This window comes from Leptospira semungkisensis (assembly GCF_004770055.1).
Classification (GTDB): domain Bacteria; phylum Spirochaetota; class Leptospiria; order Leptospirales; family Leptospiraceae; genus Leptospira_B; species Leptospira_B semungkisensis.
In genome coordinates this window covers 748,844-765,707 of record NZ_RQEP01000005.1, presented here as the reverse complement: position 1 = coordinate 765,707, position 16,864 = coordinate 748,844, and the positions used below count along the sequence as shown (strand labels likewise).

15 protein-coding genes are annotated in these 16,864 nt (G+C 42.3%); 7 read left to right on the top strand and 8 right to left on the bottom strand.

The window, feature by feature from the left end; all coding sequences use genetic code 11:
* Positions 1–26: 26 nt before the first annotated feature.
* The 4 genes from aroC to EHO59_RS03690 form a co-directional block, all read right to left on the bottom strand.
* The gene (aroC, locus tag EHO59_RS03705) at positions 27–1,172 is read right to left on the bottom strand and encodes a chorismate synthase (RefSeq protein WP_135584855.1); all 1,146 of its coding nucleotides are present in this window, start codon (positions 1,170–1,172) and stop codon (positions 27–29) included.
* A gap of 73 nt (positions 1,173–1,245) precedes the next feature.
* Positions 1,246–2,730: an HD domain-containing phosphohydrolase gene (locus EHO59_RS03700; RefSeq protein WP_135584853.1), complete on the bottom strand. Its 1,485-nt coding sequence runs from the start codon at positions 2,728–2,730 to the stop codon at positions 1,246–1,248.
* A gap of 141 nt (positions 2,731–2,871) precedes the next feature.
* Positions 2,872–4,368, bottom strand: a complete 1,497-nt coding sequence (locus EHO59_RS03695; RefSeq protein WP_135584851.1) for an HD-GYP domain-containing protein — start codon at positions 4,366–4,368, stop codon at positions 2,872–2,874.
* A 124-nt stretch (positions 4,369–4,492) separates the two neighbouring features.
* The gene (locus EHO59_RS03690; RefSeq protein WP_135584850.1) at positions 4,493–5,104 is read right to left on the bottom strand and encodes an ACT domain-containing protein; all 612 of its coding nucleotides are present in this window, start codon (positions 5,102–5,104) and stop codon (positions 4,493–4,495) included.
* A 277-nt stretch (positions 5,105–5,381) separates the two neighbouring features.
* On the opposite strand from EHO59_RS03690, the gene EHO59_RS03685 reads away from it, so the two are divergent.
* Entirely contained in the window at positions 5,382–7,256 is a 1,875-nt protein-coding gene (locus tag EHO59_RS03685; protein ID WP_135584847.1) for an ABC transporter ATP-binding protein, read from the top strand.
* A 62-nt stretch (positions 7,257–7,318) separates the two neighbouring features.
* Positions 7,319–7,714 carry an SET domain-containing protein gene (locus EHO59_RS03680; RefSeq protein ID WP_135584845.1) on the top strand — a complete coding sequence of 132 codons (396 nt, stop codon included), beginning with the start codon at positions 7,319–7,321 and terminating at the stop codon, positions 7,712–7,714.
* Here the strand turns inward: EHO59_RS03680 and EHO59_RS03675 are convergent.
* Entirely contained in the window at positions 7,711–9,756 is a 2,046-nt protein-coding gene (locus EHO59_RS03675; protein WP_135584843.1) for a sigma-54-dependent Fis family transcriptional regulator, read from the bottom strand. The two genes, EHO59_RS03680 and EHO59_RS03675, sit on opposite strands and share 4 nt — an antisense overlap.
* Before the next feature lie 339 nt (positions 9,757–10,095).
* On the opposite strand from EHO59_RS03675, the gene EHO59_RS03670 reads away from it, so the two are divergent.
* Genes EHO59_RS03670 through yihA form a run of 4 tightly spaced genes read left to right on the top strand, consistent with a single transcriptional unit; the run spans position 10,096 to position 13,963 of the window.
* A complete protein-coding gene (locus EHO59_RS03670; protein WP_135584841.1) occupies positions 10,096–12,024 on the top strand; it encodes a GAF domain-containing SpoIIE family protein phosphatase in 1,929 nt (642 codons plus the stop codon).
* Positions 12,021–12,338, top strand: a complete 318-nt coding sequence (locus EHO59_RS18335) for a PP-loop family protein (RefSeq protein ID WP_135584839.1) — start codon at positions 12,021–12,023, stop codon at positions 12,336–12,338. Before EHO59_RS03670 ends, EHO59_RS18335 begins: the two co-directional genes overlap by 4 nt.
* A gap of 14 nt (positions 12,339–12,352) precedes the next feature.
* Entirely contained in the window at positions 12,353–13,276 is a 924-nt protein-coding gene (gene tilS / locus EHO59_RS18330; protein ID WP_281275710.1) for a tRNA lysidine(34) synthetase TilS, read from the top strand.
* A gap of 12 nt (positions 13,277–13,288) precedes the next feature.
* The gene (gene yihA, locus EHO59_RS03655; protein WP_135584835.1) at positions 13,289–13,963 is read left to right on the top strand and encodes a ribosome biogenesis GTP-binding protein YihA/YsxC; all 675 of its coding nucleotides are present in this window, start codon (positions 13,289–13,291) and stop codon (positions 13,961–13,963) included.
* On the opposite strand, the gene EHO59_RS03650 is transcribed toward yihA, so the two are convergent.
* The 3 genes from EHO59_RS03650 to EHO59_RS03640 form a co-directional block, all read right to left on the bottom strand.
* Positions 13,960–14,655 (bottom strand): hypothetical protein, encoded by a 696-nt coding sequence (locus EHO59_RS03650; RefSeq protein WP_135584833.1) that lies wholly within the window; start codon positions 14,653–14,655, stop codon positions 13,960–13,962. The two genes, yihA and EHO59_RS03650, sit on opposite strands and share 4 nt — an antisense overlap.
* 77 nt (positions 14,656–14,732) lie before the next feature.
* A complete protein-coding gene (locus EHO59_RS03645; RefSeq protein ID WP_135584831.1) occupies positions 14,733–15,095 on the bottom strand; it encodes a PilZ domain-containing protein in 363 nt (120 codons plus the stop codon).
* Positions 15,096–15,225: 130 nt separating this feature from the next.
* Positions 15,226–16,164, bottom strand: coding sequence for an MBL fold metallo-hydrolase (locus tag EHO59_RS03640; protein ID WP_135584829.1), 939 nt, complete (start codon positions 16,162–16,164; stop codon positions 15,226–15,228).
* Between the two features lie 51 nt (positions 16,165–16,215).
* Here EHO59_RS03640 and trmB point away from each other — a divergent pair, with 51 nt between their 5' ends.
* Positions 16,216–16,863 carry a tRNA (guanine(46)-N(7))-methyltransferase TrmB gene (gene trmB / locus EHO59_RS03635; protein WP_135584827.1) on the top strand — a complete coding sequence of 216 codons (648 nt, stop codon included), beginning with the start codon at positions 16,216–16,218 and terminating at the stop codon, positions 16,861–16,863.
* Position 16,864 lies beyond the last annotated feature (1 nt).

Here is a 16,864-nt window from a genome sequence, read left to right as displayed (position 1 = left end):
CTAGATCGGCAGGGTTTTGCGGAATGTCAGAGTTTTAAATCCCGGTAATAGTCCGGAACCTTGGCCCATTTTTGGAACCAGAGAGGATTCATAGCTCTTTGGTAGAGATATGCGTCTACTAGAATCAAGTTCACAGCGGCTTCCACAATGGGAACTGCTCGGGGAAGTACACAAGGATCGTGACGACCCTTTGCTTCCAGGACGGTGTCTTTTCCGTCGATACTGACCGTATTCTGTTTCTTGAAAATGGTAGAAGTAGGTTTGAAAGCGGCTCGGACCGTCAGAGTTTCTCCGTTGGAGATCCCTCCTTGCAATCCTCCGGAATGATTCGTTTTCGTACGCACCCTTCCGGTTCCTTCTTCCATATAAAATTCGTCGTTATGAGAGCTTCCGGTCAAAAGAGTTCCGGAAAATCCGGAGCCCACTTCGAAACCTTTGCAAGCTGGGATAGAAAGGATCGCCTTAGCCAAATCCCCATCCAATTTATCATACACAGGATCGCCGAGTCCAGGAGGAAGATTGTAGGAAGCGCAGCGGATAATTCCCCCAACGCTATCTCCTGCTTCTTTCATTTCTAGAATCAGGGCTCTCATTTTTTCCGCAGCGGCGATATCCGGGCAACGGACTTCGTTTACATCGACTTCTTCTCTAGTGCGGGGAAACTTACTTTCAGGTAAGTCCGAAGCGATCTTTCCGATCGTGTCGACCCAAGCTACGGTCTTGATCCCGAAATCATCTTCTAAGATCATTCTTGCAATTGCGCCGGCAGCGACACGAGCAATCGTCTCTCGAACGGAGGACCTTCCCCCACCTACGTGAGCGCGAAAACCGTACTTGGCTTGGTATGTATAATCTGCATGAGAAGGACGAAAGGTTTCTCTTAGATTTTCGTAATCTTTGGAAATCGTGTTCTGGTTATGAACCACGAGAGCAATCGGGCTACCGATCGTCTTGCCTTCGAATACTCCGGAGAGGACTTGGACTGTATCCGATTCGTCTCTGGGAGTGGTAAGTTTACTTTGGCCTGGTCTTCTTCGGCTTAGATCCTTTTGGATCTCCTCCAAACGGATGGGAATTCCTGCAGGAACTCCTTCGACCACAACGCCCACGGCTTCACCGTGAGATTCTCCAAACGTACTGACTTTGAATATTTTACCCCAGCTGGAAGGCATACAGTACCAGAAAACAGGACACTAGCAGGGGAAGAAAGTAGGATTCGTCTTGAAAGAAGGAAAAGCCGAAAGCTTACGCGACAGATTTCGGAGCCGTCTGACGATGATTCTTGTCGATCAAGTCGAATAAAGGCGGATCCAATTCAGGATCGATCGCATAGATCACTCTTCGCGGATCCACTGTATTGGAGAGATTGAATACAGCCTTTCTTCTATCTGGACGGAATGTCTTACGATCATAACCCGCAATTTTGATCTTTCCGGAATTGGAGAAGATTGGTCGAATCGTTCCCACTCTCTCCAGAAGAGGACGGGTCTGATTGCGATTGATCTCTCGAATAATGCAGGTCTCGAAGTGGATCTTATGTTGAGAATCCGTAGAAACCACAATCACATAATCTCCCACGTTCAACACGCTCTTGTTCTCACAAAGACTCAATGCCATGAAGTCGAAGAATTCCTTAACCACTCTCTCATTGTAAGAGAAGAAGCTATTGTTTAAGATCAGCTTCATTGCAGTGATCGGCGAATATGCAGGTCTCCAATGTTGAGCAGAACTCAAAGATGCAAACTCTCCGGAAATGGAAATAATTGCAGGATCATCTTCGCTATAAGAATTGCTTTGCAGAATATGAAGCTGCTTTTGCAGATCATCAACTAGAACAGTTCGGGTAGGATCATCCTTGTACTTTTCATAATATTCGTTCAGTCTTTGGGTTAAAAACGTAGTAGAAGGATAATTATTATTCAGTCCTTCTCCTCGATAGGGTCTATGACTGTTCAGAACCGAAGTCTTTACTTGAGTTTGGATAGAAGGAAGATTTCCGATCATCAAGTAGCTGATAACTGGATGATTCTTGACATATTCGAATTCTTCTTTGCTCAAATTTCCATGAGCAGGGAATTTCATTCTAGCCTTGCCTATATCTACCATATAAGCAGCCATCATCAAATTCAGTTGTTGCGCCTTAGAGCTCTCGGCATCCTTAAGAGAAATCGCCTTCAAACTTCTCAACTTCATTGCCATTGAGATAACAGTGCGTTTTGTCAATATTTCGGAGTCAGTTTCTACACCTGCAGACTTCATGACTTCGATCACATTCACGAGCCCAAGCTCTACATCCTGACTGTTTGCAAAATCATCCAGGATGGAATCGATCGCTTTTGCAACATTCTTCACATGATTTCCGTTCAAAGGATAATCACGAAGATCTTTTAGTAATTCGGAAGCCTGTTTTGCCATCTGGATCGTAAGATCCGGATTCACTAACTTAATATAAGAAACCTTGCGACCATTCACCGCATCCGGGTGCTCTACATTTACGGTTACTTTATGTCTTTCTGAGAGAAGGAAATAAATCCCTTGCAATTCGAATTTCTGAAGCTTGCTGATATCAGCGTCAGTGGCGTTATCTTTTCTATGAATTAAGATCTGCCCGTTCTTATTATAGAAATCCACGGGTATCATTTGGCTTTCTTTGAATTGGCGAATAACGTCTGCATTGAACTCGAAACGCTCGAGCTTTAATGGATCTTGTGGTCCTGAGTTACTTGCCATAGAAAATCCGCACGTATTACCATGGGGCCAGAGAAGTAAGCCCTAAGTATATAACGTTTAAGTAAGATATAGGTATGAGACTAAGAAAAGGAGAATGCCAAAGTACCGGCAAGAATAAATTTCCTTAATTGTGGCAAACCGTCAAGAAACTCCCGCTTTCGAGGGAGAATCCGAATCAGAGGAAGTCCTAGAGGGATAGGTTTCTCTAACGACTCGATCCAAAGAATCGTAAAATTCAGGATCCAAACCTTCGTCTACCAGATAAATAATTCGTCGAGGGTCTGCGTTCCTTTCTAAGTTGAAAACTGCTCTTCTTCTATCTATGTTCAGACTGTCCATTTCGAAGCCGGAGATCCGGATCTTACCGTTATTTGCAAACTTAGGTCTAACGGTTCCTATCCTTTCTAGCATAGGTCGGATGGAATTCTTATGTGACTCTTTGATTACACAAATCTCGAAGAATACTTTTCGGTTCGAATCCTGAGACGCCACGATCACATAATCCCCAACTTTGATAAAAGGTTGGTTATCGCAGAGAGATAGCCCTACGTGATCGAAGAAGTCCTTCAACGTTTTTTCATTATATGCAAAAAAGCTGTTATTTAAGATAAGCTTCATTGCCTTAAGGGCTTCCATCGGTTCCCTCCAAGGCTGAGGAGTAGTGAGAGAAGCAAATTCTCCCGCAATTGAAAGTATTCCGATGTCCTCGTAAGAGATCGAGTTAGTGAGAATACTCTTAACCTGTTTTTGGATATCAGTAGCTAACAGGTTCTTACGGAAATCATCCTTGTATTTCTCTCTATAACTTTGAAGCTTTTGCACCAATGGCTTAGTTTGCGGATAGTTATTATTCATTCCTTCTCCGCGATGAGGCCTATGGTGGTTGAGCACTACAGATTTAACCGGATCCTCGATCTCAGGAATGTTTGCGATCATCAGATAACTGATAATAGGATGGTTCTTGATATATTCCAACTCTTCGGGCCTTAGATTCGCATGAGTCGGGATCTTCATCTGAGTATAGCCTATATCCGCAAGATAAGAAGCCATCATCAGATTCATCTGCTCCGCTTTCTTCTGTTCCATGTCCACTTTGGTGAACACTTTAGCGGCCCGAACCTTGAGAGCCATTGCGATCACAGTTCTCTTAGTTAGCACTTCGGAGTCTACGGGCATTCCCGCATTCTTCATGACCTCGATAATATTCACTAAACCGGTCTCCATGTTTGGAGAAGATTTAAAATCGTCTAGTACTGCGTTAATGGATTTGTTGATCTCTTTTACATGATCTCCATTCAAAGGGAACTTTTTGATCTCGGAAAGAATATCCGCAGCCCCTTTGGATAGATCCAAAGTCAATGTAGGGTTGATCAGTTTATCGAAAGAAGGATCTAAGGAAGAATTCTTTTTTCCGCTGCCCGGATGTATCTTTGCTATCTCAGCGCTTAGAAAATAGATACCTTGCTTCTCAAATTTTTGGAGACGATTGATATCGTCGCCAGTCGCCATATCTTTTTTATGAATGAGGATCTGTCCGTGCTTATTATAAAAGTCTACCGGAATGATTCGGTTCTCACGGAAATGTTGGATCACTTCTTCCGTAAAATCGAATTTCTGTAAATCTCTGGCTGCGTCCATCGTTAGGCGGAAGGATCTCCTACTATATTATCGGCCTGTAATTCTCAAATCATACTCGATTCGAGCAGCCGATAAATCGATTTTTATCGATTAATAATACTTTGGACGTAGTAAATCGATTCGATCAAACTTGGTTCAAACTGCTTTGCAGAATATATCTTCGGATCCTTTCTTCGACTGAACTTCCTGCAAATCCGGCGCCTGTACGGGAGTCGGTTAGAAGAAAAGTGTCTTGAGCCTTTAAGGATTTTCCGTCAGTTCGGACTTCACCGGAGAGGATATTGATCCCCAAATCTTTGAGAACTCCGGTTACGAAGTAGAGTAGTCCCTTTCTGTCGGGAGCTTCGAGATAAAATTTTGTAGCCGAACTTTCCGGCACGTCCTCGAACTCCAGTTGAGAATCCTGTCCTAAGTAAAATGTGTTTCGAATATCTATTTCACTTGAGGTTTGGATCATTTCTTCTAATGCATTCTCATCGGAGAAGACCGAAGACATAAGGACACCCAATTTAGAAGCTTTGATCTTGGAATCCGTCTCGGAAGATCTGAGCAGAAACTCGTCGTAACTCACCAAAGAATCACCTTCTTTGATCGTACGGATATCGCCTGAAAGGATCTCGAAGCCCATAAAGAACATTGCCTTTACCATTTTATGCAAGGTTCCTGGAGCAGTTTCGGAGGTCTTTAAGGTGACCCTATAAATCCCGTATTCTTCTTTGTAGTTAAATTCAATCATGGTTCCGCTTTCCTACAAAGCCTACAATAAGACCGGATATAAGCATCCAAAAACAAGCATTCTAAGCAAATGTTTTTGCGAGTCTAAAAGAGTAGTAGCTCCTTTTTCCGTATTCTGTCTCCTAAAATTTTTCCTCAATGAGACAGAAGTTTAAGTAAAATCGCCCACTACCGGATATACGCGGGAAGGGGTGTCGGATATATTGGGAAATAACGGAAAAATCTTTCCTAAAAAACAGAGCTCCCTCTCCCGCAAGGGATTCAAATGGGAAACATGTATGACAAATAAACAGAAATTCACCGAAGGCTTTAAACTCGGTAAAAATCAAGCGACCTATTCAAACGCAAAAGCTTCCGGGCCTAAGGTGCCACCCGGTAGCCAAGCAGCCAGAGGATCCTATTCCTCCTCTTTAGGGACAGGTTTAGTGGGTTCTGAACCTTCTTCGGAGTCGCCTTTCCTCATTTTACTTGGTTTAGCCAGATACTTCAAAAATTATAAGGGCCGCGTCAGCATTATCATTGGCCTACTTTTAACCGAAATCATCGTTTATTCTGCGATTCCTTTCTCTTTTAAGTTTTTGATCGATGAAGCATTGATCGGCAAGAATGAGGCTGTTCTCTACATTACTGGTGCCCTCTTGATCGCTGGAACCATCCTGATCACTATTGCAGGAACAATTAGAGATTATTTATACAATTGGGTCTCTGCTCGAGCCGTTCGTGATATGAGAGAAGAACTCTTTATCCATCTCCAAAGAGTGAATCTGGACTTTTATGCAAATACTAGAATGGGAGATATACTCTCTCGCTTCTCTACCGATCTGACTGCTCTCGAAAACGCAGTACTTGCCTCTATTCCCTGGGGAATCTCTCCTCTACTCGAAGCGATTTTTGGAACCGCCTTATTATTTGCATTGGACTGGAAGTTAGGCGCCATTGCCACTCTGATCTGGCCGATCACATTCTTGGGACCGGTCTTCTTTTCTAAGAGATCAACGACTGCAAGTTATGAGAGAAAGATAGAAGAAGCCAAAGTTCTAAATGCTGTAGAAGAATCTGTTTCCGCGCAAAATCTGATCCGAGTCTACGATCTGGACCAAGCATTCTGGGAAAAATTCAAAGGCAATTGCGAGAAGCTATTTCATGTTTCCATGAGATTGGGGTTAACAAACTCTTATTTGGAACGTTCTGCTTCCGGGGGAATCCTATTGCTCCAAGCGGTACTTCTGATCGCAGGAGCTTGGTTTGCATTCCATGGAATGGTGAGCGTGGGAGCCTTGGCGGCATTTCTTCCTCCATTCTTGAATTTATCCTACTCTCTACTTTATGTTTCTCAGTATTTTCCTACAATGAACCAGGCAAGCGGTTCAGCGAAACGTATTTTGGAAATCTTAAGAACTCCCGCTTTCGAAACGGATAGTGAGAGACCGTACGCTCCTTCAGAACTTATGGGTTCTATTCGCTTAGAAGATTTACATTTCCGTTATAAAGGTAGAAATAAGAATCTAAACGGAGTCAATCTAGAGATCAAAAAGGGAAGCTATACTGTCATATTGGGTTCTAGCGGATCCGGAAAGAGTACCATCTTCAAATTGATCTTAGGAATGGTAGAACCAAACCAAGGAAAGATCAGCTTCGACGGGATCGATCTAGAGAAGATCAGATTGCAAGCATTGCATTCTATGATAGGAATCGTATTCCAAGATACTTTCTTATTCCATACTAGCATTTTAGAAAATATTCGCATGGGCCGCCCGGATGCAACTCCAGAAGAAGCGATCGAAGCAGCGAAATTGGCGGAGATCCACGAATTCATTTCCGGACTTCCTGATGGTTATGAAACTGTCGTTGGGGACAAAGGCTCCAAACTTTCCGGCGGAGAAAAACAAAGGATAGCTCTCGCAAGAGCATTGGTGCGCAATCCTCAGATTCTTCTTTTGGATGAGGCTACATCGGCTCTGGATCCGATCACTGAGGCTCGGATCTTGAAAACACTTCAAAAGTTAAGAGAAGGAAGAACGATAGTATCTGTTACACATAGACTGACAGGATTGCATGCCGCAGACCAAGTCCTCGTGTTAAAGAATGGGAATTTAGAACCTCACCATTCTCCTGAAAACGATTCCTACAATCCTCCGGCAATCGCTCTATAAAATCAAAAGGATCGGAATCAAATTCTTGCAATTTGGATTCCCTCCCTTTTTTTTCGTTTAGTATGCTGAAAGTACCAACTTACGTAGCCGACTCTCCTATCGGAGGCTTAGGCGTTTTTGCCGGAAGAGATATAGAAGAAGGAGAACTGATTTGGGAGTTTCATCCTAAAACGGTTTGGATCCTTACCCAGCAAGAAGTAGAAGCGTTGCCTGAACGTTTGCGAGTTCTAATCCACACGTATTCTTATCTATTTGAAGAACAATGGTACTTCTGCGTAGATAATTCCCGCTTTATGAACCATAGCGACCATGCAAACACTCTCGAAGATAAAACGGGAGTTAGCGGTTCCAGTAATCCTGCAGGAAGAGACAGAGCAGTCCGCAAGATCCTAAAGGACGAAGAGCTAACCTGCAATTATAAAGAATTCGACCAGCACTGGCAGACGAAACTCTCTTAATAATCTATCTTTAGATCCTTGATCTTCTTATCGAGAGTGTTCCGGTTGATTCCCAAGAACTTGGCGACTCTGGTCTTGGTATACTTGAATTTCTTCATAGCGTACTTGATAAGCCTTGCTTCGACTTCTCCTACGACCACTTCCATCGCTCTTCCGTCTAACGCGTCCAAATGAGCAGGAGAGAATCTAGAGCTCGCCACTTCGGAACCTGCTTCCGGATCTGCACCGACCTCGACATCTTCTCCCTCGTCTCCGTAGAGAATTCTTCCGCTGATATCGGAGAAGTCTTGGATGTCCAACATTTCCGATTGGGACAATACTACTGCTCTTTCGATCACGTTCTCTAATTCTCGAACGTTACCTGGCCAAGTATAACTCATCAGAAGTTTGTGAGCCTCTCGAGTGATTCCCTTGATCTTCTTTACATTTTCATTGGAGTATTTTGAAATGAAGTGATTGATGAGCAATGGAACATCTTCCAGTCGATCTCTTAATGGAGGAGTTTCCATGTTTACTACATTCAATCTATAATATAGATCCGCTCTGAATAGTTTTTGAGAAATCAGATCCTCTAACTCTGCATTTGTAGCAGCGATAATTCGAACATCAATCTTCTTAGGTTTTACCGAACCGACTGCTTCAATCTCTTTCTCTTGCAGAACTCGAAGAAGTTTGGATTGTAAGTTGAGATCCATCTCTCCGATCTCATCCAAGAAGATGGTACCCGTATCGGCCATCTCGAATTTTCCCTTCTTATCCGCAACTGCTCCGGTAAACGATCCTTTCTTATGACCAAATAACTCGGACTCTAACAGATTCTCAGGAATAGCGGCACAGTTGATCTTGATAAAAGGTTTATCAGAACGAGAAGAGTTGTAATGGATCGCAGATGCGATCATTTCCTTACCGGTTCCTGATTCTCCAGTGATCAAGACAGAAGCTCTGGAATCCGAAACCAATTGGATCATCTCAAAGAGCTTCTCCATAGACTTGGACTTACCGATCAAAGAACCGAATTTGTACTTATTCTTGAGTTCTCGTTTTAAGAGAACGTTCTCTCTCGAGATCTCTCTCTTCTCTTCATCGATCAGCTTTTGGATACGGATCGCTTGATAAATAACGGAAGCGACTACTTGCAAAAAGTCTAAATACGTTTTTAAGTCTACGTACTTCTTATGCACAAAGAATACGCTGACCACGCCTAGCACGTCTGTGTCGGATTTAATCGGAGCGGCAAGAAAACTAACGTTCTCAGGATTATTCTTGAAGTGGCTGGCATTGTCCAAGCGATTCAAAAAATTCTCATCGCTTACGATTGATTCTACGATGACTGCTTCTCCATTTTCGTAGACTCGACCTGTAACTCCTTCTCCAGGAAGATAAACCCCTTTCTCCATTTCTTCGGCAGTAAGACCGGAAGCTGCTTGGAGTTTGAGTATATTCCTTTCAGGTTCGAATAGAACAATAGAACCTCTTTCTAGGTTCAGAGACTTGTCAAGTCTCTCCATAATATCATCAAAGATCTCTTGGAGGATCAGAGTAGAAGTTACAGTCCTAGATATATCAATGAGTACTTGTTGGATCTTGTTCTTTTGCTCCAACTGACGGAAGGTCTGGAGGTTCTTGAAGATCTGAGCCGCCATATTGGCCAGAGTAGAAACGAGTTCCAGATGCTCTTCGGAGAATGCTTGCTTTCTGCTAGAATCCAAAGAGATAACACCGATCACCTCGTCTTCCACGATCATTGGAACCGCTAGCTCGGAAAGTATATCGTCTTTGATGGAAATATAATGAGGGTTCTGGGTTACGTCGTTGACGATCATCCCTTCGCCGGAAGCGGCCACGATCCCGGTAATCCCTTCTCCCACCCTAAGTTTCACTTTGGTACGAACAGAAGGGTTCATTCCACGGAATGTGACAATGTCCAAAACTTCGTCTGCCCGACTGATTAACATGAGAGATCCGGAACCGACCTCACAAATTTGGATACATCTCTCCAAGATAAGATCCAAAAGGCGATCCGGATCAAGAGTTGAATTCATTGCCGTCGCCACTTCTTGGATATGGCGTAATGGGCTGGGCTTTATATAACCTGACATCTGCTTAAAAAAAATGCTAATTGATGATTTTGCGGTCAAGGAAAAAACCTAAAATTCGAGCACTTAGCTTTCTTTTCAGCGAGAGAAGCAAATCTTGATAATTCTGCTTAATCAGACAATAACAGGCTTCGAAATTCTATACATGAATTTTTCTAGAATATGATTTAGAAGAGATTCCAGCTTCGAAATGGTTCGGAAACTCGCGAGAATTTACTGATTTGTGAAAGAAAGAGAGAAAAACATCTTTCCTAGTTTCAGAATATCCGTATCCTTTCTCTCCGGATGTCCTGCGTATTTTGCGGAGAATCTTATAAGCCTGAGGGCAAGTACGGACAAGGTAAATTCCTTTGTAACTCGTGCGGCCGCGAATGGATCCTGGAAAAAAGAAAAAGAAACCGGGCCAAACCTCCTGAAGCTCCTAGTCTTTCCAATGAGATCTTGTTGGAATTCCTATCCTTATTCAATACAAGTCCCAACCTAGATGACCTGTTGCAGGACTTTACGAATCTAGCCTTTAGAAAACTGAATCTGCCTGGGATCTCAGTGATGGTTTATGAACCTAGATTAGATCGGATCTTAGTGAAATCATGTAAGAATAAGAAAGGGCCCGCCTTAGAAAAACTTGCCTTCCGAATGGAAATCAAAAAGGGAGAAGATAACGGACCTCTCGGTCAAAGCATAGAGACCTGCAAATCAGTTTATTATAGATTCAAGGACCAACCTCACAAACAGATCAGACAATACGGAAGAGTGAATCAGGTAGAATCGGAGCTCAGCGTTCCAATCCACCTCAAGAAGGAAGTATTAGGACTTATTAATGTAGATTACGAAAAGGACGATCCAATCCAAGCGGAGAAGGATAGATACTTTTTAGAACTGATAGCGAGTCAATTTGCAACAACACTAAAGAACAGGATTCTATTCGAAGTATCTCAGACCCAATCTAGGAATTTTCGTAATCTTCATTCTGCCGCTTTAAAATTGAGCAGCTTAGGATTCAAATATAGAACGGAGATCTTTCGGGTCATTCTTCTCTCCTTAACTGAATTTTCGGAAAGCGATTTGTTTGCTCTTCTCGAGAGAAAAACGGACGAAACAGGAAAGAATCAGATTATCGAAGGACATCTGTTAACAGGAAGCCCAAGAGCTCCTGAGATAAAATTAAATGTGCATTTAAAGGGAGAATGGTCCGTATTAAAACAAACGGGCGATTCAGCAATCCAGATAGATTCCGCAAATTTAAAAGAGTGGAAGACTCTCGGAAATGGTAAGAAACATTTAGCGATCCTTCCTGTACTTAGATCCGATAATTCTGAGATTTGGATCCTTCTTGCAAAAGATGAATCACTTCATTGGAGCACAGAAGAGATAGATGTATTGAACGCATTTGCGATCCAAGCCGGCATATCTATTCAGAACTTTCATTTATTCCACCAAAGAGCCGAAAAAGAAAGGCTAGATAAGGAAATTGAAATTGCAAGAGACCTGCAAAGATCTCTGCTGCCTAGAAAAATGCCGATGCAACCTGGATACGAATTTGGCGGGCTCATGATTCCCGCGATCGGAGTGGGAGGAGACTATTATGATTTTATAACAGACCCTTCCAACAAGGAAACCTATATCTGTATCGGAGATGTGAGCGGCAAAGGAGTTCCGGCAGGAATAGTGATGGCTACCGTCCGAACCGTAATCCATTCTCTCGTAAGAAAGAATCCTTCTCCTTGGGAGATACTAGTAACTGTTAATACGTATCTATATCAGAATTATTTTAAGGACTCCGTGTCTCCTCGTTTCATGTCTCTAACCATTATCCATTGGGATCGAAATGAAAACCGTTTCGTATTCAGTGGAGGAGGGCAAGGAAGCATTCTCATTTACAGAAAGAAAGAAGATAGGATTCAAGAAATCCAAACCGGTGGAGTAGTCCTAGGAATTGAAGCGGAGATAGACGGCTTTGAGAATAAGGGAGAATTCTCTTTAGAACCAGGAGATTTCTTTTTAATGTTCACCGATGGGGTTTGGGAAGCCATGGATCCGGAAGAAAGATTATTTGAAATGGATCGACTGAATGACTGCATTTATTCCGCAAAGAAAGAAAGCTTTCCGAGCATGCTAGATACGATCGTAAAAGAGATAAAAAACTTTACCGGGGAGAGGGAGCAGACGGACGATATAACTCTGATAGGAATGAAGCGACTGATCTCCAAATGAAAGAACCAATCCAAAACATTTTCCAAACTGCCTGGGAAAGGCTCGGAGTTTATCATTCCTTGATGAGGGAAAAAACCGCAGTCCTAGCGTATTCCGGAGGAAAAGACTCCTCTCTGCTACTTCATTTCTATCTTTGGCTGTTAGAAAAAGAACTTATCTTAAAACCACCTGTTCTTTATCATCTGGACCATTCTATTCGAATGAATCAGGAGCAAGAATCAGAGATCAAAAAATTTGCGAAGTCTCTCGACATTTTATTGGTCTTTAAAAAAAAAACGTCCCGAAATTCTCTCAACGAACTAAATTTGGCTTAGAAGAATCCGGAAGAATATTACGCTTTCATGATCTAGAAAAGCTAGTTCGAAAGTTCGATGCTTATATAGCAACCGGACATCATTCCGAAGATTATATAGAAACCCTTATCGTTCAACTAATCCGGGGAGGAGGGTGGAATTCACTCAAAACCCTAGGAATCTTTGAGAACAATCGATTGCGTCCTCTCCTATTATTTTCTGAAGAAGATCGCAAGGTCGCTTTACAATTATCCGACTGGCCGATCTTCGAAGATGAATCCAATGCTTCCGACAAATATTTACGAAACAGGATCCGCTCCGAAGTTCTTCCTATTTTGTTAAGAGAAGGGATCGATCCAGAAAAGGTATACAGAAACTTCCATGATTTAGAAGCACCCAGACTTTTAGCGAAAGATGGAAAGGAAGAAGCGCCTGAATTGCAGATCGTATCCCGACGTATTCTAGAAAAAGAATCCGTTACTGTCTGTAAACAAATCCTGGACTTACATCTCAAAAGCTTGGAGCTACATCCTTTAAACTCTGCGTTTTTAAACGATCTATTAAACAAACTGGACTCTAAGGTTTCCTTCTCTTTGGAAAATAGAGAAGCTTGGTTTTGGAAAAGTGTTTCGTCAGATCTATATATACTTCCCAAGAAAGCGAATTATTTGAGTAACTTCCAGTTTGATGCGGAAAAATCTTTTTTACGATGGAACGGAAAAACCAAAAGAATTCCAAAAGATTGTCTCCCGTCAGAAGATGGAGACGGAGAGAGAATTTTGCTTGGAGGAATTCACCGGGATGTTTCCGAAATTCTGAGAGAGAAAGAGATTCCTCTTCCGGTCAGAAAAATGCTACCCATTCTAAAACGGGAAGGGAAAACTGTATTGGTTTGTCTACGTATGTGGGACTCCTGTTTGGATGATATCCGATCGGATGATTTCCAACAAGATCACTGAGATTGAAGGTATATGGAAGAAGTCCAAGAACTAAAGCCGGACCCATTCTTTAGAGAAGTTAGGTTTTATTCCTCTTATGCCGACGCTTCTAAGGTTCCCGTCAAAGGGATTCCTCATATTGCGTTCGCCGGCCGTTCTAACTCCGGTAAATCCAGATTATTAAACGCAATCGTAGAGAGAAAGTCCCTCGCAAAAGTTTCTGCCCAGCCAGGAAAGACTAAGTTACTTAACTTCTTCTTAGTCTCAAAGTCTTTGTTCCTAGTAGATACTCCTGGATTCGGATATTCCGCAAATTCCCATAAAGATCATGAGCAAATGATGAATCTATTGATGAATTATTTGAACTCTGCTAAAGATCTAAAATGCCTTTTTCTATTATCCGATGCGCAAAGAGAACTTCCTGACGAAGAGCTCGAGTTGATCGGGACTTGCTTCGAGAAAGGTACTAAACCTGTACTCATTCGAACTAAGATCGACAAGCTGAATCAATCAGAACTTTCCAAACTAAGAAAGAAGATGAAGAACATTCAGGGACTCTACCCGATGTTAGAAATCGTTTTAGTCTCCCCTAAGTACGGAAAAGGATTACCTGAACTTAGAAAGATCATTGAAAACATGATGAAGAATCTGATTATTCCTCCGATCGAAGAGGACGGAATGCCCGATGAGGTTCACGAGCAAGCTTAGGCTTGTGCTTCTATCAAATTACCGGCAGCGTTGATCGCATCCCCGTAATATACTTTTCCAGCAAATTGGATCTGCTTTTCGTTCAGTTCCTGGATTGTCTTTAGAGTTTCTTCCAGAAGAGCTTTCAATTTCTCCTGACTGAGAGCCATCTCTAATTTTCTTTTTCTCTCAACGAGCTCCATGTGACGGCGAGCATCGTCTTCATTCTTCTTCTCAGGATCTTGGTTCGTTGCCTGTCCTTTATCCAAACGATTCAATTCCAGATCAATATCTCTGAGTTCGGACATAAGTTCCCACTCTTTGTCAGTGATCAAACTGGAACGATTGTCAGCTTCCTTATCTTTAGAAGATTCGGCTTTCTTATCGGAAGATTGGCTTTGCTCAGCTAATTCCCAACCCTTGGAGGATTCTTTCTCGGCTTTCTTAACTGTAGTAGCCTTGGTCTCGCCTGCAACGGCTACTAACTTTCCGTCTCTCATCTCGTAGTGGATAGAAACTTCTAAGGACCTAAGCTCTGCGTTATCACGAATTGCCTCGTTCCTAAATTCGGCAACGTGACCTAATTCATGGGAAATAACGTGTAGGATAGACGTAGACTGAGGCGAGCTTTCTAGCTGCCCATGTCCGATATACTGAACCGATGTATCTCTCGGTCTTTCTATCATGGAAGATTGTATTGCTCCCAGGTTCATCCTATTATAAATGTCGGCCTGGGGGCCTTTGAGTTTAGAGCTTTGAAAAAAAATTCCAAGCCCATATAAAAAAAGCGTTAACTACAGTATGCTATCTTGTTCAGGATCTCGAGTATACTATCTTCACATAGATCATGAAATACTAAAGCGTATCTATAACCGTTTGCCGATCTTGATCTACGTATTATCTCGCCTTCTATCTCACAAGTGAACATTGGCGACATAATGGTTATCTTGGAACCTGCCTCCCACTCTTGGTCTGAATGAATGGAAGCTCCCATCATCGAAATATCTAATAGTGTACCTTCGCTCCACTGCCCCTTATCAAATAGTCGAACCCGATTGTCTTTTCGGAACCTTATATAAAATCTTTTATCCGCGAAAAAACCGGGCCCTTCCTTATGGGAAGAAGGTTCTGTCCCGATCTCTAGTCTTTGCATGGCCGAGAAAGAATACATCGATGTAGAAAATTTAAAAGGAGATTTCTTATTTTTATAAGAAAACTTTTAGAAAGACATTGGAACAGTTATAAACTACTTCTTGAGTACTAAGATCTTTAACTCGATCGGATTATAGAACGAATGTATCCGACTCTCTTGCAAGAAGGATCTCTTCTAAGTCAGCAGATTTCTTTTCTTCATTGAACATTCGTATGATTTCTTCATCGGGATGATCCGGCTCATGATGAGTTAAAACCAGTTTATGCACACCTAAGATCTCTCCGCATTTCACAGCCATCTTACCCGAAGTATGACCCCATCCGATCTTTCGATCTGCTTCTTCTGAACTATATTGAGCGTCTATGATAAGCATATCCGGTTTGCCGAAATTTTGCCTAAGGTAATTGAATTCCTCTAGATCCTCGTCCCTCACTTCCACATCCGTGCAGAATAAGAAACTCTTACCATTCTCTTCTATATGATAACCTGTACAATTTCCAGGATGCTTGAGCAAGAAAGGAGTTACTTTGAAATCTCCGAGTTGAACCGTTTTCTGTCTTTTTAACAGATTAAAAGTCTTCTTGGACATCATTTCATCCAAGGTAATCGGAAAGTTCTCCGGATTCTGTTGGCGATCGAACCTTTCCTTTAAATTATCAATTGTGGAATAGAAATCTATCTCAACGGAAGGAATATAGCCTGGCTTGAAGAATGGCCAGCCCTGTATATGATCCCAATGAGTATGAGTGACTAGGATCTTAATCTTGCCACCCTGAGCGATCCCTTCTTTAAGCAGATCGTTTCCGAGTTCCCTCATACCGGAACCGCAATCGATGATCAGCTTTTCTCCTTTTTGTGATTCCACATAAACACAAGTGGTATTTCCACCGACAGGACGTAGAAGACTAGGATCCAGAGTTTGTAAGAAATGCCGCACCGAGAAGGAACCGTTCTTGGTCTTGAAGTCCAGATGTGCAGTTTCCAGGATCTTCTCTAGTTTTTCTCTGTATTCAGAACCGGAAAGCGGAGTAGGGAGAGATCCTCTCACTCCGTATAATTTTATTTTCACTGTATTAAATTAGACAACTTAGAGATTTGGTATTTTCAAAGGCGAGGAGCGATGACATCTGATTTTCGGGAAAAACAATGGAAAATCGCAACGAGATTGCCCTTTACCTCGGAATATTTCTTAAAGATCAAGTCCGGAAGTAAATTAAAAAAAAGCGATTTATTTCCAAAGGAATTCGGGACATATTACCTAGAGCTAGGCTCAGGTTGGGGAGAAGTTGCTGTAGCCCTTGCCAAGGCTAACCCAAACACGGGATATATTCTCATGGAGAAGAAGGCGGATCGTATTCGCAAGACTTTCCGAGATCTTTCTCAGCAAGGAATCGAGAACGTTAGACTTCTTTCCGTCAATTTTAATTGGTTTTTAGAAGAAATCTTTGAAGAGGGAATCTTTGATGAGATACTTCTCAACTTTCCGGATCCTTGGCCAAAGCGAAGACACCATAAGCATAGAACCCTCAATCCAAGATTCTTAGATACAGTCCATTTCCTTCTCCGACAAGGAGGAAAATTCCATTTTGCAACGGATTATGGCCCGTATGCTCGCAGAGGAATTCGATTTTTTAGAGATGATTCTAGATTTAAGCAAGAAGATCATGAATTCTCTTTAACCAGAGAAGGTTTTCCGATCTCGTATTTCGAAGAAGAGAAGCGGGAGGCAGGCTCCCGCATTTATTATTTAGATCGGACCAAGATCTGAT